General features: G+C 65.2%; 26 protein-coding genes. 10 read left to right on the plus strand and 16 right to left on the minus strand.

The features are described from left to right. Positions 1-78 precede the first annotated feature (78 nt). The 7 genes from DFI_RS12660 to DFI_RS12690 form a co-directional block, all read right to left on the minus strand. Entirely contained in the window at positions 79-915 is an 837-nt protein-coding gene (locus DFI_RS12660) for a 3-hydroxyacyl-CoA dehydrogenase family protein (RefSeq protein WP_027463825.1), read from the minus strand. Between the two features lie 241 nt (positions 916-1,156). Further along, complete coding sequence (locus tag DFI_RS12665; protein ID WP_043779084.1) at positions 1,157-1,528, minus strand: WapI family immunity protein; 372 nt, start codon at positions 1,526-1,528, stop codon at positions 1,157-1,159. 98 nt (positions 1,529-1,626) lie between these two features. Then, a complete protein-coding gene (locus DFI_RS12670) occupies positions 1,627-1,935 on the minus strand; it encodes a YciI family protein (protein ID WP_022800934.1) in 309 nt (102 codons plus the stop codon). A 24-nt stretch (positions 1,936-1,959) separates the two neighbouring features. Then, on the minus strand, positions 1,960-3,138 hold the full coding sequence (locus DFI_RS12675; protein WP_027463827.1) for a thiolase family protein: 1,179 nt from the start codon (positions 3,136-3,138) through the stop codon (positions 1,960-1,962). A gap of 68 nt (positions 3,139-3,206) precedes the next feature. Continuing rightward, positions 3,207-4,088: an alpha/beta fold hydrolase gene (locus DFI_RS12680; protein ID WP_027463828.1), complete on the minus strand. Its 882-nt coding sequence runs from the start codon at positions 4,086-4,088 to the stop codon at positions 3,207-3,209. Continuing rightward, positions 4,085-4,363, minus strand: a complete 279-nt coding sequence (locus tag DFI_RS12685) for a nucleoside triphosphate pyrophosphohydrolase (RefSeq protein WP_027463829.1) — start codon at positions 4,361-4,363, stop codon at positions 4,085-4,087. The genes DFI_RS12680 and DFI_RS12685 overlap by 4 nt, the downstream gene beginning before the upstream one ends. Before the next feature lie 62 nt (positions 4,364-4,425). Then, entirely contained in the window at positions 4,426-4,890 is a 465-nt protein-coding gene (locus tag DFI_RS12690; RefSeq protein WP_022800930.1) for a hypothetical protein, read from the minus strand. 164 nt (positions 4,891-5,054) lie between these two features. On the opposite strand from DFI_RS12690, the gene DFI_RS12695 reads away from it, so the two are divergent. From DFI_RS12695 to DFI_RS12710, 4 genes are read left to right on the plus strand one after another with little or no spacing between them, the layout of a single operon-like run. After that, a complete protein-coding gene (locus DFI_RS12695) occupies positions 5,055-6,560 on the plus strand; it encodes a hypothetical protein (protein ID WP_022800929.1) in 1,506 nt (501 codons plus the stop codon). After that, entirely contained in the window at positions 6,557-7,009 is a 453-nt protein-coding gene (locus tag DFI_RS12700; RefSeq protein WP_043779087.1) for a prepilin-type N-terminal cleavage/methylation domain-containing protein, read from the plus strand. The genes DFI_RS12695 and DFI_RS12700 overlap by 4 nt, the downstream gene beginning before the upstream one ends. Next, entirely contained in the window at positions 7,006-7,446 is a 441-nt protein-coding gene (locus DFI_RS20595) for a PulJ/GspJ family protein (RefSeq protein ID WP_027463830.1), read from the plus strand. The genes DFI_RS12700 and DFI_RS20595 overlap by 4 nt, the downstream gene beginning before the upstream one ends. Next, on the plus strand, positions 7,443-8,108 hold the full coding sequence (locus DFI_RS12710) for a prepilin-type N-terminal cleavage/methylation domain-containing protein (protein WP_027463831.1): 666 nt from the start codon (positions 7,443-7,445) through the stop codon (positions 8,106-8,108). Before DFI_RS20595 ends, DFI_RS12710 begins: the two co-directional genes overlap by 4 nt. A 291-nt stretch (positions 8,109-8,399) precedes the next feature. Here the strand turns inward: DFI_RS12710 and DFI_RS12715 are convergent, their stop codons facing one another. From DFI_RS12715 to DFI_RS12730, 4 genes are all read right to left on the minus strand, one after another. Further along, positions 8,400-9,044 carry a hypothetical protein gene (locus tag DFI_RS12715; RefSeq protein WP_027463832.1) on the minus strand — a complete coding sequence of 215 codons (645 nt, stop codon included), beginning with the start codon at positions 9,042-9,044 and terminating at the stop codon, positions 8,400-8,402. 460 nt (positions 9,045-9,504) lie between these two features. Continuing rightward, positions 9,505-12,204, minus strand: coding sequence for a COG1361 family protein (locus tag DFI_RS12720; protein ID WP_027463833.1), 2,700 nt, complete (start codon positions 12,202-12,204; stop codon positions 9,505-9,507). Positions 12,205-12,914: 710 nt separating this feature from the next. Beyond that, entirely contained in the window at positions 12,915-13,214 is a 300-nt protein-coding gene (locus DFI_RS12725; protein ID WP_027463834.1) for a hypothetical protein, read from the minus strand. Positions 13,215-13,240: 26 nt separating this feature from the next. Then, on the minus strand, positions 13,241-13,654 hold the full coding sequence (locus DFI_RS12730; protein ID WP_162145434.1) for a response regulator: 414 nt from the start codon (positions 13,652-13,654) through the stop codon (positions 13,241-13,243). Positions 13,655-13,948: 294 nt separating this feature from the next. Here DFI_RS12730 and DFI_RS12735 point away from each other — a divergent pair, with 294 nt between their 5' ends. After that, on the plus strand, positions 13,949-14,911 hold the full coding sequence (locus DFI_RS12735) for an IS4 family transposase (protein ID WP_118375961.1): 963 nt from the start codon (positions 13,949-13,951) through the stop codon (positions 14,909-14,911). Between the two features lie 235 nt (positions 14,912-15,146). Here the strand turns inward: DFI_RS12735 and DFI_RS20250 are convergent, their stop codons facing one another. From DFI_RS20250 to DFI_RS12755, 4 genes are all read right to left on the minus strand, one after another. Further along, complete coding sequence (locus DFI_RS20250) at positions 15,147-15,671, minus strand: hypothetical protein (protein ID WP_027464336.1); 525 nt, start codon at positions 15,669-15,671, stop codon at positions 15,147-15,149. A 72-nt stretch (positions 15,672-15,743) separates the two neighbouring features. After that, positions 15,744-16,706 (minus strand): IS4 family transposase, encoded by a 963-nt coding sequence (locus DFI_RS12745; RefSeq protein ID WP_118375962.1) that lies wholly within the window; start codon positions 16,704-16,706, stop codon positions 15,744-15,746. A 616-nt stretch (positions 16,707-17,322) separates the two neighbouring features. Further along, positions 17,323-17,628 carry a hypothetical protein gene (locus tag DFI_RS12750; protein WP_027464094.1) on the minus strand — a complete coding sequence of 102 codons (306 nt, stop codon included), beginning with the start codon at positions 17,626-17,628 and terminating at the stop codon, positions 17,323-17,325. A gap of 110 nt (positions 17,629-17,738) precedes the next feature. Beyond that, on the minus strand, positions 17,739-18,032 hold the full coding sequence (locus tag DFI_RS12755; protein WP_043779479.1) for a cupin domain-containing protein: 294 nt from the start codon (positions 18,030-18,032) through the stop codon (positions 17,739-17,741). 370 nt (positions 18,033-18,402) lie between these two features. Between DFI_RS12755 and tcmP the strand changes: the two genes are divergently transcribed. Further along, positions 18,403-19,233 carry a three-Cys-motif partner protein TcmP gene (gene tcmP, locus DFI_RS12760; protein ID WP_027464093.1) on the plus strand — a complete coding sequence of 277 codons (831 nt, stop codon included), beginning with the start codon at positions 18,403-18,405 and terminating at the stop codon, positions 19,231-19,233. A gap of 1 nt (position 19,234) precedes the next feature. Here tcmP and DFI_RS12765 read toward each other — a convergent pair whose 3' ends face one another. After that, complete coding sequence (locus tag DFI_RS12765) at positions 19,235-19,951, minus strand: DUF5131 family protein (protein ID WP_043779476.1); 717 nt, start codon at positions 19,949-19,951, stop codon at positions 19,235-19,237. 669 nt (positions 19,952-20,620) lie between these two features. On the opposite strand from DFI_RS12765, the gene DFI_RS12770 reads away from it, so the two are divergent. The 4 genes from DFI_RS12770 to DFI_RS12785 all read left to right on the plus strand — a co-directional run bounded on the left by DFI_RS12770 (position 20,621) and on the right by DFI_RS12785 (position 24,244). Further along, entirely contained in the window at positions 20,621-20,872 is a 252-nt protein-coding gene (locus DFI_RS12770) for a helix-turn-helix domain-containing protein (RefSeq protein ID WP_043779474.1), read from the plus strand. A 105-nt stretch (positions 20,873-20,977) separates the two neighbouring features. After that, complete coding sequence (locus DFI_RS20775; protein ID WP_043779471.1) at positions 20,978-21,286, plus strand: helix-turn-helix domain-containing protein; 309 nt, start codon at positions 20,978-20,980, stop codon at positions 21,284-21,286. Then, the gene (locus DFI_RS12780) at positions 21,283-23,775 is read left to right on the plus strand and encodes a bifunctional DNA primase/polymerase (RefSeq protein ID WP_051308258.1); all 2,493 of its coding nucleotides are present in this window, start codon (positions 21,283-21,285) and stop codon (positions 23,773-23,775) included. Before DFI_RS20775 ends, DFI_RS12780 begins: the two co-directional genes overlap by 4 nt. A gap of 208 nt (positions 23,776-23,983) precedes the next feature. Further along, positions 23,984-24,244 (plus strand): hypothetical protein, encoded by a 261-nt coding sequence (locus DFI_RS12785; protein WP_027464091.1) that lies wholly within the window; start codon positions 23,984-23,986, stop codon positions 24,242-24,244. Positions 24,245-24,246: the final 2 nt, after the last annotated feature.

Here is a 24,246-nt window from a genome sequence, read left to right on the forward strand (position 1 = left end):
CTACCGAACGGTCGGTCTCAGCGAAAATCAAAAAGCGAGCGGGGCCAGCCTCACGCCAGCCCCGCTCAGGCCAGAAAATCAGTACTTGTAGAAACCCTGCCCGCTCTTGCGGCCCAGCAGGCCCGCCTGCACCATCTTGCGCAGCAGCGGACTGGGCCGGTACTTGTCGTCCCCCAGACCCTGGTGCAGCACCTCCATGATCGCCAGGCAGGTGTCCAGCCCGATGAAGTCCGCGAGCGTGAGCGGCCCCATGGGGTGGTTCATGCCGAGCTTCATGATCCCGTCGATCGCCTCGGGTTCCGCCACGCCTTCCATCACGCACTGGATGGCCTCGTTCAGCATGGGCATCAGGATGCGGTTACTCACGAAGCCCGGGAAGTCGTTGCAAGACAGCGGCGTCTTGCCCATCTTCTCGGCGGTTTCCGTGACGATGCGGGCGGTCTCGTCGCTCGTCTGGTACCCGCGGATGACCTCCACGAGCTGCATCAGCGGCACCGGGTTCATGAAGTGCATCCCGATGAACTGCGAAGGCCGGCCCGACGCGGTCGCCAGGGCCGTGATCGGAATGCTGCTGGTGTTGCTGGCCAGGATGCCCTCAGGCTTCACGATCTGCCCCAGCTGACGGAACAGCTCATTCTTCACGCCCTGGTTCTCCACGATGGCTTCCACGACCAGGTCGCAGTCCGCGAAGTCCTGCAACTCCGTCGTGAACCGGATCCGGCCCAGCACCGTCGCCGGCGCGTCTGCGAGGCGGCCTTTCTCGTGCAGTTTGCCCAGGGACTTCTCGATCACGCCCCGGCCCCGATTCAGGAACGCCTGCTGCTGGTCGTGCACAACCACGTCGAACCCGCTCTGCGCCGCGACCTGCGCGATCCCGCCGCCCATCTGTCCCGCTCCGATCACACCAAATTTCATGCTTATCTCCTTGTGCCGGCGCGTCCCGTCCAGCCCGGACCGCCGCAAGTTGAGTCCTGCCAACCTCATGAGCTTAACGCCGCCCCGTTAAGTTCCGGGGTGAGGTTCCACGCCCAGCGTCAGCCGCGCCCCCACAATGGCGCTTTGGTCACTTGGCCCGCCAACCGGGGAGAGTCAACGCAGATCTTCCATCGGAATTTCAGGCCACGCAACACCCACACCGGTCCTTGATGCTGCGAAATCAGGGCCGGGAATGGGGCATCCCCCGCGCCGGGAAGCGGTCGAGGACGACATCCAGCTGCCTGATCAGCCTGGGCAAGTGACTCTGTTCAACCTGAAAATGAAACTGCTGCCTGTGCCCATGCCCGACAACTTCCAGCTGGGTTTCGAGGTGCCCCTGGGAGGCCGTCCAGAGATTCCAGTTCAGCTCAGGCTCCACCGTGCCAAGACTGACTGACCCATGCCCCTGAACAGACATGCGGACGAGGTCATCACGGAAGTTGGTCAGTTCCAACGTCGTGATGAAGGGTCCTGAGACTTCAGCCCGACCGGCACCGGACAACACGACTTCGGCAGTGGCGACCAGCCAGTTCCCGTCCTCTTCGTCGTTCATGTCAGGGAATTCGTACCGATGGACCCAGAGATGGAGAGGGCCGAACATCAGATCAGGCGTTCCCCAGTGCGCTCGCGCCCGTTTCCGGCCCTCGCTCATTACTCCACCAGAGGCACGCCGTCGAGTTCGATGCCCTTGCCGCGTTTGACGGGGTTGAAGGCCACGTAGCGGTACTTGGCGCAGCCGGCCTTCACGAAGGGGTCCTGGTCGAAGATGTCGGTGAGTTCCTGGAGGGTGTCGGCGCGGGCGAGCAGGATGCCGCCGGTGCCGTCCACCTTGCGGCCGCTGGTGAGGAACACGCCGCTGCGGTAGTGGCCGTCCAGCCACGCGCGGTGGTCGGGGGTGACCTTGGCGATCTCGGCGGTGGGCTGCAGGTAGGTGCTCTCGATCATCCAGAGGGTGGTCATGCGTTCACCTTAGTTCTGGGCGTCTTACAGGCGCCGCACGGCGAGGGCGAGGCCGTTGCCGCCGCCCATGCACAGGGTGGCGACGCCGGTTTCCTTGTTGTGCTGTTTGAGCGCGGAGAGCAGCGTGACCAGGATGCGCGCGCCGCTTGCGCCGATGGGGTGGCCCAGGGCCACGGCGCCGCCGTTCACGTTCACGCGGGCGGGGTCCAGGCCGAGTTCGCGGCTCACGGCGAGGCTCTGCACGCTGAAGGCCTCGTTGAGTTCCCACAGGTCCACGTCGCCGGCCTGCATGTTGAGTTTTTTCAGCAGGGCCTGCGTGGCGGGCACGGGGGTCATCATGACCCACTCGGGCGCGAGGCCGCCGGTGGCGTAGTCGAGGATCTCGGCGATGGGCGTGAGGCCCTGCGCGCGGGCGAAGTCCTCGCTGACGACCAGGAGGCTGGCGGCGCCGTCGTTCAGGCCGGGGGCGTTCCCGGCGGTGACGGACCCGTCCTTCTTGAAGGCGGGCTTGAGTTTGCCGAGCGTTTCCTCGCTGGTGTCGGCGCGGGGGCCCTCGTCGGCGTCCACGATCACGTCGCCCTTGCGGCCCTTGACGGTGACGGGCACGATCTCGTCGGTGAAGCGCCCGCCCTGCTGCGCACTGACGGCCTTCTGGTGGCTGGCGGTGGCGTAGGCGTCCTGTTCCTCCCGGCCGATGCTGTACTTCTCGGCGACGCGCTCGCCGGTCAGGCCCATGCCTTCCTCGTTGATGCTGCACCACAGGCCGTCGTGCATGTTGGCGTCCAGCACCGTCTGGTGGCCCAGGCGGTAGCCCTTCCTGGCCTGGGGGAGCAGGTGGGGGGCGTTGCTCATGGATTCCATGCCGCCGGCCAGCACGGCGCGCTGGTCCCCGGCGCGGATGCTCTGCGCGGCCAGGATCACGGCTTTCAGGCCGCTGCCGCACACCTTGTTGATGGTGAGCGCCCCGACCTCGTGGCTCAGGCCGGCTTTCAGGGCGGCCTGCCGGGCGGGGTTCTGTCCGCAGCCGGCCTGCACGACCTGTCCCATGATGACTTCCTCGATCAGGTCGGCGCTGAGGCCGCTGCGTTTCAGGGTTTCGGCCAGGGTGACGGCGCCCAGGTCCACGGCCTTCACGTCGGCGAGGGCGCCCAGGAACTTCCCGGTGGGCGTGCGGGACGCCGCGACAATCACTGCTTTGCTCATGCCGTTCAGTCTACCCCCAGCCGCCTAACGCTCGTTAGGTATCGGCGTCCGGGTGTCCAGGCGGCCGGTCAGGTCAGGAAGGCCAGGATCGCCTGCACGTACCCGTCCGGTTCCTCCAGGTCCGGGAAGTGAGCGCTGGAACCGAACACGTGCAGCTGCCCGGCCGGCAGGGCCGCCGCCAGCCGCTCCAGCTGCGCCAGGGGCACGTTCCGGTCGTGCCGGCCCGCCAGAATCAGGGTGGGGGCCGTGATCTCCGTCAGGTGCTGTGAGGTGCCGGTGGGCGGCTGCGCGGCCAGGACGCGGTGCATGGCGCCGCTGTTCGTCAGGCCGCTCTCCGCCCACAGGGCACGGTTCCGGGCGGCCACGTCCGCGCGCTGGAACAGGAACCGGTCCACGGTGGGCGTGTCCACCACCCCCCAGACGCGCTCCAGCTGCTCCTCCGGGGACAGCGCCTCACGCAGGATGGCCTGCACACGTGCCGCCACGTCCCCCTGCGCCACCTCCGCGAAGCCCGCCAGTTGCGAGGCGGTCACCTCCGGGTCCCGCAGGTGGAGGGCCGGCGCCTGCAGCACCAGGCGCCGCACCCGCTCCGGGCAGGCGCGCGCGAACTCCAGAGCCAGCCCCCCGCCGAAGCTGTACCCCAGCAGATCCGCCTGCTCCGCGCCCAGCCAGTCCAGCAGAGATCGCAGGTCCGCGGTCAGCAGCGGCATGCTGTACGCGTCCGCCGGTTCGGGCGGGTCGCTGCGGCCGCTGCCGCGCTGCTCGTGGTACACCACCGTCCGCGCCGCCTCCAGCCCGGGCCCGGCCACCCGCTCGAACACGAAATGGTTCCCGCCAGGACCGCCGTGCAGCACGACCAGCGGCACCGTGCCGTGCGCCGCGCCGGCCACCTTCACCCACTGCCGCACGCCGTTCAGGAGCGGGCGCGCCTCCCCGTCCGGGCGATTCATGCCTCCCACCACAGGCGGCGCAGGAAGGCGCCCCGCGCCTCGGACTTCCCGGCGCGCAGGACCTCCAGATCCGCAGGGGTCAAGCCGTCCAGCGCGGCGAGGGCATACACGACCTCCAGCACGTCCGCGAGTTCCTGCACGTCCCCGGCCTCCAGGTACTCCTCGGTTTCCTCCCTCAGTTTCTCGTGCAGCGCGGCCCGGAAGTCCGGGGGGTTCAGGGGGCGGGCCGAGCCGCCGAACAGGTCTGGGATGCGGTCACGCACGAGCTTCGCCATACCGGCGACCCTAACGCAAACGCCCCCGGTCCGGTCGGACGCGGGGGCGCAGGGTGTGGGGGTTACCAGGTCAGGTCGTAGCCGCCGATCTTGCCCCACTGCACGGCGGTCGTGCCCTTGACCTCGTTCAGGCCGGCGCGGATGCCGGAGATCAGGGCGTTCTGGCCGTCCACGTCGTACACGAGGTAGGAGCCCTGGTGGCTGGTGCTCTGCTCGCCGGCGTCGTACATGCCGTCGTTGTCGGCGTCCACGTACGCGACGACGTTGTAGTACCCGTCTTTCTGCTTCCAGTCGGCGGGCAGATCCACGGCGTAGCGCTTGTCGGAGGGGCTGAGGGTGATGGCGGCCTGCTGGGAGCCGTCCTGCACGACGCCGCTGGCGTTCGCGCCGACCAGTGCGAGGCGCACGGTGCCGGCGGGCGGGGTGCCCAGCACGGAGCCGCTCACGTCGAGGCTCTGGGGCAGGCCGATCAGGCCGCAGGAAGCGAGGGTCAGGGGGGCCGCAGCGAGCAGGAAGAGCTTCTTCATGCCCCCAGCCTGCCAGACCAGGAAAAGAAGGGAGCTGTTTGGCAAGCGAGCCTCAAGTCCCGATGAGAACGGGGGGAAGGGGCTGTCCAGAGTAGGTGTGAGAATGTGCCCAATACCCCCGTAATGGTGTGACATTTTTTACAAAAATCACCCACACTGTTCTCATGCGGAAAAATCCAGATGGCTACGCTCTGATCCTGGCGCTCTCGGCTGTCGTCATTCTGGGCCTGCTGATCTTCAGCCTCCAGATGGTGAGCCTGAGCAGCGTCCGCACCGTCAGCGACGAAGGGCAGCGCACCCAGTCCTTCTACGCCGCCCAGTCCGGACTCGAACGCGTCACCCGGCAGCTCACCAACCGCGCCAAGACCCTGGCGCCCAGCACCGCCGAGGCGGCCGCCACCGGCCTCAGCACGCCCGCCAGCCACCTCGGCAACACCGGCGCCGGGAGCTTCAACGTCGCCATCACCACCGTCAGCGTCGCCGGAAACGACGCCGTGCTGCGCCTGCTCGCCTCCGGCACCACCACCGCCGCCACGCGGGTCATCTCGCAGGACGTGAAGGTCACCCTGATCGGCGGAAGCGCCGGCGCGTTCCCCCCCACCGCCCTGATCGCCACCGGGAATATCAAGGACGCCGGGGCCGCGCCCGTCGCCGGGGAGAAGGTCCCGGCCGGCTCCCACGTCTTCACCTGCGCGCTGACCGGCACGGTCCCCGCAGGCGTCAGCCCCTGCCAGGTGAAGGCCGGGGGGCTGAACACCTACAACGTGCAGACCACCAGCAACCCGCCGCCCGTCGCGGGGCAGTCCCTGAAAGACGCCGCCGGGAACTACTACACGGTGCAGAAGGTCACGCCCGTGGCCGGCGACCCCACGCGCTGGAACGTGTCCCTGGCCGCGATGAACGAGAACCCCACCACCACCACCGTCACGCAGCCCATGAACACGGCCCTGCTGGCCGGCCCGGTCACGCTCAGCAACGCCAACACCGGCGCCATGGCCGCCCCGACCGGGTCCACGCTCACCACCAACAGCAACAACACCGGCACCGTCTGCGACCCGGCCGTGTACGGGTGCAGCACCTACAGCTTCCCGCCCAGCGCGCTGTTCCAGCTGATCTTCGGCGTGCCGAAGACCGAGTTCTCCGGCCGCATGCAGGAGCAGGGCAGTTACTTCACGGGAATCGGCACGCAGGCCGGGCAGTTCTCCGGCGCGGCGTGCACCACCCGCAGCGTGATGTGGCTCAAGGTCACGGACCTGGACGTCCCGCAGGACTGCATGGGCAGCCCCACCAGCCCGAAGGTCCTGATCGTGGACGCCTCCGAATCCAGCAGCCAGGTACAGGTGAAGGTGAACAACGGCGTGTTCTACGGCCTGATCTACATCATCTCCAACGACAAGGTCACGCTGGCCGGCAACGGCACGTACGTGGGCAGCGTGGTGTCCGAGACCGGCATCGAGACCGACCCCAGCAACAACGACCTGAGCACCGTCACCGGCAACGGCTCGTCGGTCTGCCCGGCCCTGCCCGGCAGCAACGGCAACAACACGAAGGCCGCCAAGATCTGTTACAACCGCGACGTCGTCGCCCGGATCAACACGGACGTCGCCCTGCAGCTCAGCCACTACGCCGTGACCCGGCTGCCGAACAGCTGGCAGGAGCACAGCCGATGAGGGGCGCCACCCACGGGTTCACGCTGCTGGAAACCCTGATCGTGGTCGCCATCATCGCCATTCTGGCCGGCATCGGCCTGATCAGTTACCTGAGTTACCGCGCCCAGGCGAACCTGGACGAGGGCACCGCCACGCTGGAACAGGCCATCTCGCGCGGCGTCGCCGAGGCCCGCCGCACCAGTCAGCCCGTGACCGTCACCCTGAACACCACCGCCCGGACCGTGCAGGTCACCCGCGGCGGCACCACCACCGTCCTGAACGCCACGCTGCCGGTGGACAGCTGGACCATGACCTGCCGCCTGAGCCCCTGCGCCGCCGGCAGCACCACCTTCACGCTGATCACGCCCGGCAGCAGCTTCCCCGACGACCTGTCCATCACCCTGACCAGCCGCTCCAAGACCCGCTCCCTGCGCATTCTGGGCCCCGCGGCCCTGGTGGTCCGACCATGAACAGACCCTCCAACGCCGGTTTCACCCTGATCGAGGTGCTCGTCGCGATGGCGGTGTTCTCCGTCAGCGTGCTCCTGATCGGCCTGCTGATCTCCCACATGCGCCTCAACGCCGCCTCGGCCCAGCGGGTCACCGCCGGACAGGCCCTGCAGGACGCCCTGGAACGCACCGCGCAGAAATTCCAGAGCGTGGCGAACTACGGCGTCCTCACCGCCGCCGACGCGCCCGCCACGCTGGCCGGGCACACCTGGACGGTGTCCCTGTGCACCGCCTCCCCCACCGCGGACACCTGCACCGGCACCGCCACCTTCACGCAGGGGGGCGCGTACGCGTACAGCAACCCCACCGCCGACCTGATCCGCATGACCGTGCAGTACACCCCCACGGCCATGGGCACCGCCACCACCCGCGCCGCCCTGGAGATGGCCCGCCCATGACGAGAGCCGCCACTTCTCCCGCGCAGGGATTCACGCTGATCGAGCTGCTGGTCGTGATGGCGATCCTGGGCGTGATCGGCACGCTGATCATCTCGTTTTTCACCACGACCTCCCAGTCCGTGACCGAGCAGACCCGCGTCGCCTCCCAGACCGGGCAGATCCAGCGGGCGCTGGGCCTGATCGCCGACGACATCCGCCGCGCGGACAAACTGGTCGTCACGGGGGCAGCCACGCCGCTGGCCCTGGGCGGCATCGCCGTGACCCCGCCGGCGCAGACGGGCGCCAGCCGCCTGGACCTGTACGTGCTGCGGCCCGCCAGCGGTTCGCCGTGCGCCAGCACCAGCGGGTATGAGTACCGGTCGTACTTCAGCGTCGCGCGCAGCACACTGACCGCCGCGTCAATGAACGCATGGGTCAGGCTGCCCGAGGACGCCAACAACGCGGCCCGGAACGTGCTGCTGCAGTACGTGGGCTGCGCCGACACCCTGACCGGCACCCCCAGCTACGGCAGCCTGCGCCCGGTCGTGGACCACGTGGGCACCCTGACCTTCACGCAGACGGCGTCCAACGTCAGCGTGGCCCTGCAGGGCCAGCGGCAGATCGGCGCGCGGACCTTCACGACCCCCCTGGCGTCCGGCACGTACTACTCCCGCCGCTACTGACCCAGGGTTCGCTGCCCGCCGTAACAAGAAGAAACTCCCTCACGTGGAGGGAGTTTCTGTTGCTGGTCGAGGCGGCGAGATTTGAACTCACGACCCCTACCACCCCAAGTTGACCACCACACTCCCACTTAATCTAGCGACCTCCCAGAAATGCCCACTAAATGGGCATTTTTTGCCGTCATTTCATCACCTGAGCTTTCGTGATCCCACCGTTTCCCACTTCTATTGCACACGCATTGCACACGCCGACTATCGTCGTCTGTTCCGGCCCTAGCGCTCGCCCGGCCTGATTTACGAGCAGCTGGGTGGGGTAAAGGTGTTCACCCGCTCGAACCGCAACTGGGTGGTCGTCGTGTTCCCCTGCCGCGTCGTCCGGCTCGCATCCCGGAACTCCGGCACCTTCTGCTGCCTGACCACACTCAATTCCGGCCAGCGGAGCACCGTGTAGATCACGTTCAACCGGTCCCGGCCCGTGATGCACACGTGCCGCCGGGACACTTCTATCTGCTGCACGCCCAGCGTCCCCAGCACCTTCGTTTTCGGAATGCCGGTCACCTCATCGGCGTTCCAGATTCTCAGGGTGTTGTTCCCCATGCCCAGCAGCCAGCGGCCATCTGGGGTGTACGCCATCTCCCTCACGTCACTGTTGAACAGGAACACGGGCGCGACGTCCTTGTTCACGACCTGCAACTGGCAGCCGTAAAACTTGAGGGCCTGCCAGCACCATTGCAGGGTCTTCTGCGGCTTCTGGGGACTGGCCGGGCGGGTGATCATGCCGGCGAGTGCGTAGTCATAACTGTCTGTGCCCTGGGGGCCCTGCACGCGAACCATGTTCCAGTCGTGGAAGTACACGCTCACGATGGGAGGTTTGAAGCCCGTCTGGGCCTGCGCTGTCACCAGGGTGGACATCAGGGAAGCCAGCAGGATGCGGGACATGCCCCAGCGTAGAGAGGGAACCGGGGCAGGGCATCCGGCAAAAGAGGGAGAAAGGTTCAGGTCAGGCCACTGCGAGTGCAAGCGCGCCTGGTCGCCCCGGACCTTCAGGCCTTCTGCGCCTCTGACTGCCGGACCTCCAGTCTGGTACGCCTCGATGCGGGCCGTGTCCTCACGGCCCGCGATCACCCACACGCAGCTGTTCTCCAGCATGGACGCCACGTGGGCCGCGAAGCCCTCTTCCCAGCTCGTCTGCGCGAACTCCGCCGCGTCGGCTTCACTGGCCGGGGAGTGGAAGTAAGCGCCTGACAGGGGACACAGATGCTCGACATACTGCCATTCACCTGGATGAATATGGGCCGCACGCCCCAGCCCAGGTGACAAGTGGTGAAACGGATGAACCCGCTTCCCGCGGCAGAAGAGGAAGGCCCTTGCGGACCTTCCTCTCTGGTGAACTTGAGGCTCAGGGGATGACGGTGGTGGATTCCGTCTTGTAGTTCGTCTGGGCCGTGCCGCTGCTTTCGGCGGTGTTGTTCCAGCGCATGGTTTCGAAGTACTGGCGGGCGGCCGTGCCGGCGGGCGCGGTGACGATCGTGCGCACCCAGATCACACCGCCGGGGGCGACGCGGAAGGACGGCGCGAAGGTCAGGGTCTGCTGGCCCGTACCAGCTTCGGCGCTCGGGGTGTACTGGTTCCCGGCAGTCAGCAGGACACTGGTGGCGTTCGTGTAGTCGCTGGTTATGGCGCCCGTCTGCGGGTCACGCACGGGAGTCGGATCGTAGTAGACCTGGGTGCCGGAGAAGTTGAACACGCCGGGAGTCTGCTGGATCGGGTCGAGTGTGCCGAAACCGTAGATCAGCACGTTGTTGATGGCGCCCTCGTTGCTGGAGGGTTCCACGCTCGCGGCGCTGGCGACGATGGTGCCGGTCGTGTCGCCCTGGCGGATCGGGTCGACGGTGTCGGTGAGCTGGGTCTGCTCGGAGATGAAGGACGTGACGGTGACACACGCGACGGCCTGGCCGCTGCCACCGTTGGTGCTGCTGTAGGAGCCGGTGTCGCAGTACTCGCCGCGGGGCGTGCCGGGGGCGACGGTGCTCGTGAGGTTCAGCGTCAGGGTCTGCCCGGGCGCCAGGTCGAGGGTGGCGGGGACGGTGCTGACGGTGCGGGTGGCGGCGTCGAAGGTGACGCTGCCGGTCTGGGCGGTGCCGCTGACGGTGTAGCTGCCGCTGCCGTAGTTCATGTACACGCCGTTCAGGTTGCCGAGCAGGTCGCGCACGGCGACCGCAGTGGCGGTGGCGGAGCCGGTGTTCGTGACCGTGATGGTACTGGCGTAGCTGCTGCCGGGCGTCAGGACGTTCGTGGCTGGCTGGCCCGCAATCTGCGAGTTCACCTTGGTGATGGCCAGCTGCGGGGACGCGACCTTGAAGCAGGGAATCTGCGAGGCGACCGGACCGATGGTGGTGCCGTTGTTGCTGGTGGCAGTCATGGTGCCCTGGTCGCAGTACGTGCCGTCGGCAGAGCCGGCCGCGGCGAACGTGAAGGTCTGGGTGGCACCGGCGGCCAGCGTGAAGGGCGCAGTGGTGAAGCCGTCGTCGCCGGCAGCGGTGACGCCCACGGCCTGCGGGGCAGCGGCCACGGCGCCCTGGATGGCGTAGTTGGCGGCCACGGTGTTGTTGGCGAGCGCGTCGGTCACGACCACGTTGGTGGCATCCGCGTTGCCGTTGTTGGTGACGGTGATGCGGGCGTACACCGGGGTGTTCGGGGCGACGGTGATGTTGTCGGCGATCGGGTTGCCGTTGGCGTCCACGAGGCTCTTGACGATGTTCAGGTTGGGCGCGGTGACGGTGAGGCAGGCCTCGTCCTGCAGGCCGTTCGGCGTGACGGTGCCGAAGGCGCCGTTGGTGTAGCTGACGATGGTGGCGACGTCACAGTAGACGCCGACCGCGCTGGCCTGCGCCGGGAAGGTGAAGGCGCGGCTTTCACCAGGGGCCAGGTCGAAGGTGGCGTCGAAGCCGTCGGTGGCGTTCGCGGTGGTGCCGGCCGGCGCGGTGATGCCGTACGCGGCGGCGTCCCCGGAGCGCAGCACGTCGTTCAGGGCGATGCCGGTGGCGGGGCCCTGACCGGTGTTCGTCACGGTGATGGTGAAGTTGCGGGCCTCGTTCAGACCGGCCGTCTGGCTTTCGGGCGCCTTGGTGATGACCAGGTTCGCGCTGGGGGCGAAGGTCTTGTCCAGGAAGCGCTTGGTGACTTCCGTACCGTTCACGTACGCCACGGCGCGGATGCGGGCGGTGGCCTGCGTGGTGACGGCGGGGTCGTGGTTCAGGGCGGTCCAGGTGAAGCCGTCCGTGTCCGGGGTGTTCACGCCGGTCATGTTGTACAGCGGGTAGTCGGCGCTGCTGGGGAAGCGGACGTTGTTCCCGCCGGCGCTGTTGGTGTAGGTGTTGGCGCTCAGGGCGTTGTCGTTGATGTCCTGGGGGGTGATGGGGGCGCCGGAGGGCTGCCCACCGTCATCGGCCGCGGAGAAGCGCACGCTACCGGTTTCTTCCAGGATGTCCCAGCGGACGTTGGCGCCCACGATCGGGTAGACGTTGCCGTCCGCGGCCTTGTAGCCCACGTACCCGCCGACGACGTTCTGCCGGTTGAGCGGCGCGACTTCATTCATCTCCGCCGCAGTGGGCATGCCGGGGTCGGTGATGCCGCCCGTGAGGGTGGGATCGATGCCGCCGGCTTCGTTCTCCATCCAGGAGTAGAAGACGAAGCGGCTGCCGGCGTTGTCCAGGTCGTCACGGGTGATGAACACGGCCTGGCCGTTGGCGTCGTAGTAGAACGCGCCGCTGCCGGCGGGAATGGCCTGGAGGGTGGGCGCGACCAGGGAGACGGTCTGGCCGGCGGCGACGGAGAAGGACACGGTCTGGCTGACGTACCCGTCGCGGCTGTAGGTGACGGTGTAGTTGCCGGGCGTGAGGTTGTTGTAGCTGCTGCTGGGGATGACGTTGCCGTTGGCGTCCTTGACGACGACGGTGTAGCCGTTGGGGTTCTGGATGCCGACGCTGCCGACCGTGGAGGACGTGGGGGGTGGGGTGGGGGCGCTGCCGCCGCCGCAGGAGGCCAGGAGGAGGACGCCGGTGAGGGCCAGGATGCCGAGTTTCATGTGGTGGTTCATGTCTTACCTCCGGGAAATGAACCTTCGGGGTCCTGCAGCAGCCAGCGGCCAGGACGCGATCCGTGTCGCGACTGGTGGACGAGGTGAGTGCGGGTCTCCGATGGACTAAGCACCTTGTAGCGCTACCAGAAATCTCACGCAAGCGTTTCTCATGTTTAGTGACGCTTCATTTCTAAATGACAATCAGAAATGCAAATCCGGTGAACTTGACAATGAGAAGCAGCCTAATTTCGAGTCGTATCTGATTGATAAATGAAAGAATTTTCACCGGATTCAACCTCGACATGGCTTTATGGTGAATTTAACTTCATGATGAGATACTTTTAATGAAACGTCTATCTGGTCAGGAATGTGAGGCATATTGGCTCACGATTTACTCACTGACATGAAAATGGGGGCAGTCAACGGGGGAACACGAAAAGGAAAATACCCCCATTCGGGGGGATTATTGTGTCGTGAGGCGGTGCAGGAAATGCGCGACTTTCCTTCAGAGGCCGCTTAACAATTCAAGGAGATTTCAGCTGCACTGTCGGTCACTCCGGTCATCACCTGGTCTCAGGACGAAGTGAAGACCATTCAAGAGAACAGGTAGCGCACTGAAAACAGGTCAGTACAAGGCGTCGGCAGCGAGGACGACGAGCCCCAGAACAACGAGAGCCATCAGGCACTGATACGTCAGGTGCAGCCAGTCCCGTTTCATACGCGCCACTCTATGCCGCACGAGCTGGGCTGTCCCGCAACTCTGCCGCCACCGGGGAGGGCGTCAAGGAGTCTGCAGGTTCCCCACGGGCTCTCTGAGCGCTGCTCCACAGGGCCACCTCGCGTTCCCCGGCGGCCTGGGCGAGCGCGACCATCAACCAGATCAGGACCTCGCCCACGCCCCACAGCAGCCCGGCCAGGACTGCGGGCACGATACAGGGCTGCTCACAGGGCCGACGCTCCCGCCAGGCCGAACGGAGCAGCAGGCCGGCCGCACTCAGCAGGAGCATGACCCCCAGCAGCCACGCCATGGGCGCCAGGTCTGCCGTTGAGCCAGTCACTGGCCGGACGGCTGAGGGCCAGACGTAGGACCGCCGATGGCCCGGTGCTGAAGGAGACCGATCATCACACTCAACTCCTCCACCAGGGCGCGGTAGGAATTGGGCTTGACGAAATACCCCTCGACCCCGAGGGCCGCGGCCTGCTCCCGGTCCTGCTCCGCGGGGGAAGTGGTGAACACCAGGACCGGCAGGTGTCGCCACGCAGGGCAGGCGTGCAAGGCGCGAATCAGGGCGAAGCCGTCCCGGCCGGGCATGTTCAGGTCGGTGATCACGGCGTCCGGCGCGACCTCACCGCGGTTCAGGGCGGCCAGGAACTCATCCGCATCCAGGAAGTGACGACACCGGGTCGAGAGATCCAGCTCGTCCAGCGCGTCCTGAAGGAGGAGGTGGTCGGCCTCGTTGTCGTCCACGAAAGAAAGAGAGAGGCCCGGCACCCTGCAACCTTAGCCTCTTCTGTATCCCCGCGTACGATCAAATCGTCAATTCCCTCTGTACCGGACATCTTCAAGTTGAGGCTGTGCTGGACGGGGAATTCCTGAACGTGTGATCGGTCGCGAAGCGGCACGACAAACGGCGGTGTTTTGGGTGTGACCAGCCCAAAACCCGAAGGTCTCCAGCGTACTGAACTCACCCGCCACTTCAAAGCCTGCGTGCCATTCCTGCGCCACGACACGCTGCAGCGTGTCGTGGACATCGTCCTGGCGATGGTCACCGCAAGGAGCGTGAATCAGAGTGACCTGTGCGCCCACCTTCCCGGGGCAAGCTCCATCGACGCGAAGCGACGCCGGGTGGAACGAGGGTGCCGGGATCCCCAGCTCACCGAGCCCGTCTTTCTGGCCTTTCTGCTGGCCCTGCTGCCCCCTGGGAAACTGCTGCTCAGCATGGACCGCACCACCTGGGAGCGCGGGAATTCACCGCTGAACCTCCTGGTGCTGGGCGTCGTACTGCACGGGTACACGGTGCCGCTCGTCTGGACCGCCCTGGATCACGACGGCAACAGCGGCACGGTCCGGCGCATCCAGTTGGTCTCCAGGCTGCTGAAGGCCCTTCCAGCGGCACGCTGGAAGGGCCTGGTCGCTGACCGGGAGTTCATCGGCGGAGAGTGGTTCAGGTTTCTGAGGCGCAAGGGCATCAAACGGGCCATCCGCATCCGAAAGAACGCTGTGGTCGACGAGCTGCGCGTGGACGCGTGGTTCGGTGATCTGAAGGTTGGGGAAGTCCGGTGCCTGGCTGAAAAAGCGTACGTCTACGGGGAGGTGATGCAGGTCGTGGCCACCAGGTCCCCTGCGGGGGACCTGGTGGCTATTGCCACGGATTTCAGCGTGTGGGACACCTGCGTGCTGTACCGGGCTCGCTGGTCGGTGGAGTGCACGTTCGCGAGCCTCAAGGTCCGCGGGTTCGATGTGGAGCGGACCGGCATCACCCGCCCGGACCGGCTGGAACGTCTGTTCGGGCTGGTCGTCCTGGCCTGGATCAGCTGCCTCCGGGTGGGCGTGTGGCTCCAGGCGCAGGTTCCGGTCAAGGTGAAGGCCCATGGCCGGGCGGCCATGAGCCTCGTGCGGTACGGCGCGGAGCGGCTGTGCCATGCCCTGCGGTGGAATCTCCTCGAGTTACCCGCACTGATCAGGCTGCTGAGCACGCCATTTCACGTGCTAGGCGCGGCTTGAAGGCAAGATGTCCGGTACAGAGGAGCCACTCCCAAACGTGTGGCCACGTCTGCACGACAGCATGTCGCCACTGTCACTCGTTCGCCGCCGGTGTCACAAACCACCGCCAGTGATCATCCCGAAGCCGGGTCGCGTCTTGGTTGCCCCCGGAGTGCGTGCCACACGGAGAGGCGAAATGGTCAACTTGACCAGCACGCTTCTCGCTGCCCTACGCTCGCTTGCAGAAGCACGAACATCACCTCTCCGGACCTCCTGTCCGGGCGCTGATTGGCCACCCGGCGCTGAACGCCAAGAGGACGAAACCAGCAACGACGGCCGCCACTGCCGGTGCGAGAGGCCAGTGCAGGGCCCACCCCACGGCTCCCAGGAGCGCCACCGCGACCAGTGCGCCAGCGAGCCGTCGAAAGACGGGCGCATGAAACGCTCCAGCGAATGGGTAGAAATGCGCGCCGACCACAGCGATCACCCACAGGATGATCAGATCCGGCCAGCCGGCAGCGGTCAGGCCCCGCGCGCCCAGTGGAAGGGCCAGCAGCATGAGCAGCACACTGACCTGATACAGCCGCCATGCCCGCGCAGCTGGACGGGACTGTGTGCCGGCACGCCAGTGTGGCAACTGCCTTAAGGTGAAGAGAAAAGCCAGCAGGCCGAGGAGACGGACAAGCCAGGAGACCGCACCCGGCAACTGCCCTGCATTGACCAACACGAAGGCGAGGCCACCAATAGCGCCGATTAGCGCACCCAGTTGTCTGCCGTGCATGTGGGGAGTCTGGCACTGAAGCGTGAGTGTTCTGGACACAGAGCCAGCACCTCTGTACCGGACATCTTGGCTTCAAGCCGCGCCTGGCGCGTGAAACGGCGTGCTCAGCAGTCTGATCAGAGTGGGTAAGTGGGACAACTCCCACCGCAGCGCATTGCACAGCTGCTCCGCGCCGTATCGCACCAGGCTCATGGCCGCCCGGCCATGGGCCTTCACCTTGACCGGAACCTGCGCCTGGAGCCACACGCCCACCCGGAGGCAGCTGATCCAGGCCAGGACGACCAGCCCGAACAGACGTTCCAGCCGGTCCGGGCGGGTGATGCCGGTCCGCTCCACATCGAACCCGCGGACCTTGAGGCTCGCGAACGTGCACTCCACCGACCAGCGAGCCCGGTACAGCACGCAGGTGTCCCACACGCTGAAATCCGTGGCAATAGCCACCAGGTCCCCCGCAGGGGACCTGGTGGCCACGACCTGCATCACCTCCCCGTAGACGTACGCTTTTTCAGCCAGGCACCGGACTTCCCCAACCTTCAGATCACCGAACCACGCGTCCACGCGCAGCTCGTCGACCACAGCGTTCTTTCGGATGCGGATGGCCCGTTTGATGCCCTTGCGCCTCAGAAACCTGAACCACTCTCCGCCGATGAACTCCCGGTCAGCGACCAGGCCCTTCCAGCGTGCCGCTGGAAGGGCCTTCAGCAGCCTGGAGACCAACTGGATGCGCCGGACCGTGCCGCTGTTGCCGTCGTGATCCAGGGCGGTCCAGACGAGCGGCACCGTGTACCCGTGCAGTACGACGCCCAGCACCAGGAGGTTCAGCGGTGAATTCCCGCGCTCCCAGGTGGTGCGGTCCATGCTGAGCAGCAGTTTCCCAGGGGGCAGCAGGGCCAGCAGAAAGGCCAGAAAGACGGGCTCGGTGAGCTGGGGATCCCGGCACCCTCGTTCCACCCGGCGTCGCTTCGCGTCGATGGAGCTTGCCCCGGGAAGGTGGGCGCACAGGTCACTCTGATTCACGCTCCTTGCGGTGACCATCGCCAGGACGATGTCCACGACACGCTGCAGCGTGTCGTGGCGCAGGAATGGCACGCAGGCTTTGAAGTGGCGGGTGAGTTCAGTACGCTGGAGACCTTCGGGTTTTGGGCTGGTCACACCCAAAACACCGCCGTTTGTCGTGCCGCTTCGCGACCGATCACACGTTCAGGAATTCCCCGTCCAGCACAGCCTCAACTTGAAGATGTCCGGTACAGAGGTCAATTCCCAAAAACGCACCCAATCGGGGGCAGTCGAGCCCGCACCCGGCGTTCACGCAGAACCGGTACGCTCACCGCAACCCACAACACAGCGCCGCCCAGGTGAAGGCGGCCGGGCCTGCCCCACCTCAACCGTGGGGCTTTGACCTGACCCCTTCCCGGATGGCCGTCCAGGGGCACCTGCACCGTCCACGACCCCGTCGTCGAACCATTTCGGTGCCTGCCATCACCGAGGAGTCTCTCAGTGCGACCCCCACGAAGGCTTCTTGATCCACCGTTCGCCCGCACTCTTCTGCGTTTGCGGCCCCATCAGCCGGCCAGCCGGATGGCGGGACCCAAGCGCCGGCAGTCATTTCCTCGTCGGCCTTTCTCAGTCGCAGCCGGCGGGAGACCTGGCCTCACTCACTCAGCGGCGCACCGAGCACGCGGCACAGTTCGTCAGTCGCCTGCCAGAACAGGGCCGAAAGCTGCTCCTCCGTCGGCGGGTAGGCGCAGTTCTCGTTGCAGACTGACGCCACCCTGCCGTCACGGGCCCGGTACACCACGGACACCCGGGGTTCGGGCAGCCAGCTGCTCACCACCACCTCGGGGGCGTACCCCCTCGAACTTAACTGCTTGAGGTAGCGGGTGGGATCCGGGTGGATGCAGCGGCGCCAGTCCCGGTCGAGCGGCACGACGTCTCTCGTGTGCTGCAGAGCTTCCATGGCTCACGGTACCCCCAGGCAGCGACCCCGTCCTCTACGAAACCCACACGATTTCTCCTGAAAACTTGAAGGTGCGGGGCCAGGCAGGGCATGCGCCAGTGGCATGACACTCAGGTCGTGGAGAGAGTGAGCAGGGTGACCAGGACCTTGGTGTCGTCCTCGAGCGCGAGGCTGGAGAAGTGCCCCTGACCGCGGGTATGCATCACCTCTCCGGCCGCCAGGTCCGTGTCATTCCCCTCCACCGTCAGTCTCAGGCGGCCGCGCAGGACCGCGACGATCACCGCCTGACCCGCGTGCGTGTGCGGCGGGAGGCCCTCACCGGTGCGGTAGTGAAACAGCAGCGCCCGCCCTCCTTCGGTCTTCGCGAGGACTTCTGGTGCGGCGGGACGAAGTTCAGTCGACATGGAATCTCCATTTGGGGTGTTATTCGGACCGGCCTCGGTATGTTCGAGTCAGGTAGGTCTCTTCAAACGCGTGAAGCTCAAGCATGCCAGAGTGCTGCCTGCTGCAGCCGAGGAACCGCAACCAACAGAGCAAGCCTCAGACCCCGCCCCAGTGAGCTGACCGGCCTATCCTAAGGGGGACCGAGCCGCAGCCCGATGGGGCTCTGGAATTCACAAGTGCCTCAAATGCCTTACGCCTAAATGGCCGTCCAGGTAGCAATCAAGGTGAACGTCAGCACATGCCCTCAACTGGCAAAAGCATGCCCGCAACAGGCGCAAATTCGTACGCATGTATGAAACGACCATGCTGTAATTGCGTGACGGAGGCAATATGACGCACCGGCGAGGTCACGTGTGGACGGCCAGCAAGCTTGACTTTCTGGAGAAATACCTTCCTGCATTCCAGCGGGTCTGTAAGCAGTGGTGGAGGGAAAACGAGGGCCACGCGAACACCTATTACGTGGACGGGTTCGCCGGGTCCGGCCGCAATGATTTCGGTGAGGAATCGCGTCTCGGGTCGCCCCTAGTCGCACTTAGCATTACTCCAGCCTTCAAGCGCTATTTCCTCGTCGAGTGGAAGTCGAAAAACGTCAAGCTTCTGGAGCAGGAACTTGCGCATCCTGACTTTGATCAGCTGCGTCCGCGCGTAGATCTCTGTCACGGAGATATCAATTCGGAAATTGATCGCATCCTTCACTCTATTCGTGACGGGCACCCCACCTTTTTCTTCTTGGACCCAGAAGGCATGGAGCTGGAGTGGAGGACTGTCGAGAAGATCGGGCAGCGGCAGCGCGCCGACTTGTTCATCCTGATCTCGGCGAGCGGAGCGGTAAGAGGCGCAAGTCCTGACCGACCAGACATGCACGAGCGGATCACGTCGTTTTACGGACACGAGCGTTGGCGAGAGATTGCCGAGCGGGACCGCATCCCAGGCCGTTCAGGTCAGCAGGCATTCGAGGACTACCTGACTCTTTATCTCGAGGGCCTCCGGGGCTTAGGATTCACGCACGTTGACAAGTTCCTTATCGCCTCAAACAGCAAAAATGTCGCTATGCATGGCCTGGTGTTTGCCGCAAAAAACGATGTGGCGATTAAAATCGCCACATCGCAGATCGAAAAGCTCATCAAGGCCCGAAAGGGTACCCAGCCGACGTTGTTCTAGGTCAGTCTGCTGCGCTAGGTAACTCGCGCGGCATCTGGCTCCACTCCACGCCGTCGAGCAGGCGCCCTTTGGACTTCGTGCGGATGCCGCCCCATTGCTTGTGGAAGAACGCCACGTCCGCCGCGAGGCACTGGTCACGGATGCTGCGCACCCAGTCCTCCTCAATGGGCCGGTGCCCGCGGCCGGACTCCCCCCCGGTGATCACCCAGTGGATCCCGTCGAGGTTCAGGTCCAACGGCCCGAGCAGCGGCTCGCAGGACAGGAACCGCACGGCTGCCTGAACCGTGCGCAGCTGGTCGACGCGGTGCACGTATTTCTGCGTTTCGACGCTGACGCCTACCCAGATGTTCTCCGGCCAGGGTAGTAGGGGTGCCAGCTCGGCCAGGCGTTCCCCGCGTTTGGTCAGCACCTGGAAGACGTGCTGTGGGCAGGCGGCCATGACCTCGAACACCTGCTGCAGGTATGTCAGCGGCATGGCCTCGTGAAAGAGGTCGCTCATGCTGTTCACGAACACGCGGCTGGGTTTACGCCAGCGCCGCGGCTGGTCGAGCCGCTCGGGATGGAGCGTGAATTCGAAGCCGTTCGGGAAGTGCGCGGGGAAACGTTTCGTGATTTCCAGGGCGTAGCAGTGCTTGCAGCCGGGGCTCACCTTCGTGCAGCCGGTCGTGGGATTCCACGTCTTGTCCGTCCACTCGATGCCTGTTTTGGTACTCGCCATGATTCACCCCCTCCCGTTCGGCGTACAGCGTAACGCATCGAGCCTGATACAAACGCGACACTTGCGTTCCTCTTATTGCACTTACCGCGGGGTATGTCACTGGCAGCAAGACCTTCTCCTAGGGCTGCCAAATCTGGCCGACGTTACTAATTCCCGACGCGACTGAGGAATACGGCGAGTGCCACATTGGGATTGACAACACGAAAGCTCAATTGCCTGTCTGAAGATTGAAAGGCAAAATTTGCCCACTCATCTGAAGCCAACGAAGCGTAAGGGGGCAATGGGGCAATGAAATCCATTGATTTCCAACGCTCGGGGGCAATCCATAGGGTTATCAACCCTAGGGGCAATGCCATCGCTTGGCGCGGAAATTCTCAGTTCGGATTGTGCACAGATATGTGATTTTTTCTCTCATATGCAAATCTAAGGAATTACGGAATACAAGCTTCAACACGCAAAAAGTAAATTAGATAAATATTAGAAAACTCCTCCAAGCTCTAATATCTGTATATATACATTAAGAGCATTATCGCGCTCAGCGCAAGAAACACTTGCATAGTACTTCTCATCCGTATTACGTTACGTCCACGCCTAACCGGCAGCCGTGATTCTTCCCAGAACGTCACGACTGCGGTTTCAGGTGTCATGACCCACACCCCAAGGAGACGTATGTGCAAGACCCGCACCAGGCAAGCCCCCCCGGGCTCGCCGGACACCCCGCCGCTGCCCAAAAACAGCCCTGACCCCGAGCCTACCACTCCCCTGCTCCTGACGGTCCCCCAGACGGCCAAGCTCCTGCAACTCGGCCTGAACCGCGTGTACGAGATGTGCCGCACGGGTGAACTGCCCACCGTGAACGTCGGCAAGCAGGTGCGGATCCCCAGGCAAGCCCTGGAACGCTGGGCCAACCCGACCCAGTAACCCTGAGCCCCGGCTGCAGGCATCAGCCCACGCCGGAGAACCCACCGAACCGAGCGCCCTGACCCCAGGGTGCAGGGCGCTCACACCCCAAACGAGGCCTCTGATATGAACAGCGAACTCCATATTCCGTCCAACTCGACTCTCCTGCACACCGTGGATCACGGCCACGCCTATGCGGTCACGCAGACCCAGGCGAAGCAACCCCCCCAACTCCCCACCCCGGTCAACATGAGCGCCCTGCTGACCCAGCTGGTGTACACGCCGCAGGACCTGGAGCCCCTGCTGCAGCTGTCCAAGAACACCATCAACGCGCTGCTGAATTCCGGGAACCTGCGCGCCATCCGCGCCGGGCGCAAGTGGCTGGTTCCCCGGGACGCCGTGCTGGAGTTCCTGAATCACGGGGGCGCCCGGTGAACGCCGACACGATCACGGCCGCGCTCCGTGCGGCCCCGCGGACCCTGGGCGAGCATGCCTATCACTACACGAGCGTGTTGGGTTTTGGGGTGACCCCCACCCAGGGCAAGCGCGCCTACCTGCCCAACTGGAACAGCCCGGAGAACGCCCTGCGCGATCCCCAGTCCACCCAGGCCCACTTCGAGCGCACGAACGACAACATTGGCCTCGTTCATGCGGCCAGTGGCACGGCCACGTTCGACGTGGATAACGAGGAATACATGCGGAAATTGTTCGCCGAATTCGGGCGTGATTGGGACAAACTCAAGGCGCAGAGCCCGTACCGCATTCGGGGCCAGAAAGGCGAGAAGCCTCTGTTCCTCATCCCCGAAGGCGTGACTCTGCGCTCCCACAAACTGGTCATCACGTGCCCCAAGACCGGCAAGAAAGTGACGGTGTGCGAACTGCGGACGGGTCAGATGCAGGACCTGTTGCCCCCGTCCATTCACCCCATAACGAAGGAACCGTATGTGTGGGTCAATGGCCCGCCCCGGAGCCGCGACGACATTCCTGTCCTTTCCGGGGAGCTGTTGGACCTGTGGCTGAACTGGGAGGCCGCGCTGCCCCTTATGCTGGCTGCCCTGGGTCAGACTGATGTTGCCCCGCAAGCGCACGTCAGCCGCACGCCGACCGAGTCCCACGAAGAGCTGGGGAACGAGAGTGTCATTGAGTTGTTCAATACCCACCACACCCCGGGCGAAGTTCTGGAACGTAACGGCTACACGCGCAGCGGAAATCACAGCTGGGTGTTCCCGGACAGCACGACTGGCTCGGCTGGCGTCCACCTGCTGCCTGATAGCCGGCCCCTGAGGGTGTATTCCCACCATCAGGCCGACCCGCTGTGCACCGAGCACGGTCACGACGCCTTCAGCGTCTTCACCATCCTGGAACACGGCGGGAACCTGCACCAGGCCGTGAAGGCCGCCGCGCAGGAACTGGGCTTGCCCTTTATGAAGAAGTCCAATAAACCCGGGGAAGCGTCCCATGAAGGTCGCCCTGCGGGGAACCACAGCGAGCCGCGCATCAGTAAGGGGACCCGTGCACTTCAGTTGGTCCTCGACAAAGGGGAACCGTGGCGGGACGACGCGGGTCAGGCGTACATCACGGTGCCCGGCAAGGGCTGCCTGGAGCACCATCGCCTAAGCAGTCGTGGGGCCAAGGACTACGTGGGGGATCTGTTCTTCGACTCTGAGGAGCGCATGCTGGGCGGCCCTGCCCTCTCGGAAGTGATCGATGCGCTGTCCGCTCGTGCCCGCCGCTCCGGACAGGTGTATCCCACGGGCCAACGGGTGAAGCACTGGCAAGGCAAGAGTTACCTGGACCTGGGCCGCGAGGACTGGCTGATCGTCGCGGTCGAGGATGGAGACTGGCACCTTGTGCCTGCGGCGGATTGCCCGGTGCGGTTCACCAGGTCGCCGCAAATGAAGGCCCTGCCCCTGCCGGAGCGCGGCGGCAGCCTGGGCCAGCTTTCCGAGTTGCTGAACACGGACCGCAAAGGCCTGATCCTCTGCACGGCGTTCTTGTTGGGTGCCCTGTCGGCCCGTGGCCCGTACCCCCATCTGGCGTTCAAGGGTGAGCAGGGGGTCGGAAAAAGTACGGCGGCCAGCACGTTGCAGCGACTGATTGATCCGTCCACAGCCAATCGACGACGGGCCCCTCGGAAGGAACAGGACCTGTTCATTGCGGCCCGCAGCTCGCACGTGCTCAGCTTCGACAACCTGTCGAGTATCTCGGCGGATCTGAGCGACAGCCTGTGTGCTCTCTCCACGGGTGGGGCGTTCGCCACCCGAACGCTCCACACCAACGACGAAGAGACCGTGTTGCAGGCGATGCGCCCGGCGATTCTCAACGGGATTGCCGACCTGCTGACGAGGGCAGACCTGGCCGAGCGGACGCTGCTGGTGGAGTTGCAGCGCATCGATGCCAGCCAGCGGCTTACCGAGCAGGCCTTGGAAGAGCGGTTCACCGACCTTCACCCGCAACTCCTTGGCGCCCTGCTCACGGCGCTGGCGGTGGGCCTTCAGAATCTGGAGCAGACGCACCTGGAGCGTCCGCCCCGTCTGGCCGATTTCGCCAGGCTCATCGTGGCGGCCGAGCCGGCGCTGCCCTGGGAACCGGGAGACTTCCTGCAGGTGTACGCCGACATGCAGGAAGAAGCGGCCCGCGTGATCCTGGAGGGCGACGACCTGGCCCAGGCCTTGCGGACCTTCCTGGATGAGCGCAGGCACTGGGAAGGCCCGATCAACCTGCTCTTGAACCTGCTGAACGAGCAGGAAGGCCTGATGGCGGGCTACAGCCGGCCGGCTGTTGACTGGCCCCGGAATCCCCGTGCTCTCGGGGAGCGGCTCCGCCGCCTGGCTCCTCCTCTCTCCAAGACCGGGTATGCCACCACGTACATGGGCAGGCGCAAGGGCGGGATGCACTACCGCTTGCAGAAAGTCCAGGTTTAGACGTTCACGACATACACCATGAGGAATTTCCTGATCTGGACGTGGCTGAGCGCCATCCCGCCACCTGAGGACGTACACCGACCTTCACTGAGAAGTGCATGTCTGTCAGGGGAGAAAAAGATCTCCCAAAGCCAAAATTTCGCCGCAGTGAACATGATGAATGTCCAGAACGGACCTAGTCACTGCGGCACTCCAAAGGAGCCCAACAATGTTCTACCTGCGCACTCGTTCGTTCCACGCTGCCCACAAACCCGCCCAGCTCCCCAAACTGCTCCGCCCGCTCGTGGAAGCTGCCCAACAGGGTGAACTCGCTTTCCCGGCGCAGCTGGCCGAGTACCGCGTCACCGACCTGGGTCGCTGGGTGCTGAAACAGGCTGCCGGCTACTCCACGGGCCGGTACACGACGCGTCGGCTGCGCGACTTGTGGGAGGCCTATGGCATCTGGCAGCAGCGCCACATGTCGGCCTGACA

Source organism: Deinococcus ficus (assembly GCF_003444775.1).
Lineage (GTDB): Bacteria > Deinococcota > Deinococci > Deinococcales > Deinococcaceae > Deinococcus > Deinococcus ficus.

Excerpts from the sequence above, each read along its gene's own strand:
- DFI_RS12660 (WP_027463825.1), bottom strand. The coding sequence starts at position 915 with ATGAAATTTGGTGTGATCGGAGCGGGACAGATGGGCGGCGGGATCGCG.
- DFI_RS12665 (WP_043779084.1), bottom strand. The coding sequence starts at position 1,528 with ATGAACGACGAAGAGGACGGGAACTGGCTGGTCGCCACTGCCGAAGTC.
- DFI_RS12670 (WP_022800934.1), bottom strand. The coding sequence starts at position 1,935 with ATGACCACCCTCTGGATGATCGAGAGCACCTACCTGCAGCCCACCGCC.
- DFI_RS12675 (WP_027463827.1), bottom strand. The coding sequence starts at position 3,138 with ATGAGCAAAGCAGTGATTGTCGCGGCGTCCCGCACGCCCACCGGGAAG.
- DFI_RS12680 (WP_027463828.1), bottom strand. The coding sequence starts at position 4,088 with ATGAATCGCCCGGACGGGGAGGCGCGCCCGCTCCTGAACGGCGTGCGG.
- DFI_RS12685 (WP_027463829.1), bottom strand. The coding sequence starts at position 4,363 with ATGGCGAAGCTCGTGCGTGACCGCATCCCAGACCTGTTCGGCGGCTCG.
- DFI_RS12690 (WP_022800930.1), bottom strand. The coding sequence starts at position 4,890 with ATGAAGAAGCTCTTCCTGCTCGCTGCGGCCCCCCTGACCCTCGCTTCC.
- DFI_RS12695 (WP_022800929.1), top strand. The coding sequence starts at position 5,055 with ATGCGGAAAAATCCAGATGGCTACGCTCTGATCCTGGCGCTCTCGGCT.
- DFI_RS12700 (WP_043779087.1), top strand. The coding sequence starts at position 6,557 with ATGAGGGGCGCCACCCACGGGTTCACGCTGCTGGAAACCCTGATCGTG.
- DFI_RS20595 (WP_027463830.1), top strand. The coding sequence starts at position 7,006 with ATGAACAGACCCTCCAACGCCGGTTTCACCCTGATCGAGGTGCTCGTC.
- DFI_RS12710 (WP_027463831.1), top strand. The coding sequence starts at position 7,443 with ATGACGAGAGCCGCCACTTCTCCCGCGCAGGGATTCACGCTGATCGAG.
- DFI_RS12715 (WP_027463832.1), bottom strand. The coding sequence starts at position 9,044 with ATGTCCCGCATCCTGCTGGCTTCCCTGATGTCCACCCTGGTGACAGCG.
- DFI_RS12720 (WP_027463833.1), bottom strand. The coding sequence starts at position 12,204 with ATGAACCACCACATGAAACTCGGCATCCTGGCCCTCACCGGCGTCCTC.
- DFI_RS12725 (WP_027463834.1), bottom strand. The coding sequence starts at position 13,214 with ATGGCGTGGCTGCTGGGGGTCATGCTCCTGCTGAGTGCGGCCGGCCTG.
- DFI_RS12735 (WP_118375961.1), top strand. The coding sequence starts at position 13,949 with ATGGTCACCGCAAGGAGCGTGAATCAGAGTGACCTGTGCGCCCACCTT.
- DFI_RS20250 (WP_027464336.1), bottom strand. The coding sequence starts at position 15,671 with ATGCACGGCAGACAACTGGGTGCGCTAATCGGCGCTATTGGTGGCCTC.
- DFI_RS12745 (WP_118375962.1), bottom strand. The coding sequence starts at position 16,706 with ATGGTCACCGCAAGGAGCGTGAATCAGAGTGACCTGTGCGCCCACCTT.
- DFI_RS12750 (WP_027464094.1), bottom strand. The coding sequence starts at position 17,628 with ATGGAAGCTCTGCAGCACACGAGAGACGTCGTGCCGCTCGACCGGGAC.
- DFI_RS12755 (WP_043779479.1), bottom strand. The coding sequence starts at position 18,032 with ATGTCGACTGAACTTCGTCCCGCCGCACCAGAAGTCCTCGCGAAGACC.
- tcmP (WP_027464093.1), top strand. The coding sequence starts at position 18,403 with ATGACGCACCGGCGAGGTCACGTGTGGACGGCCAGCAAGCTTGACTTT.
- DFI_RS12765 (WP_043779476.1), bottom strand. The coding sequence starts at position 19,951 with ATGGCGAGTACCAAAACAGGCATCGAGTGGACGGACAAGACGTGGAAT.
- DFI_RS12770 (WP_043779474.1), top strand. The coding sequence starts at position 20,621 with ATGTGCAAGACCCGCACCAGGCAAGCCCCCCCGGGCTCGCCGGACACC.
- DFI_RS20775 (WP_043779471.1), top strand. The coding sequence starts at position 20,978 with ATGAACAGCGAACTCCATATTCCGTCCAACTCGACTCTCCTGCACACC.
- DFI_RS12785 (WP_027464091.1), top strand. The coding sequence starts at position 23,984 with ATGTTCTACCTGCGCACTCGTTCGTTCCACGCTGCCCACAAACCCGCC.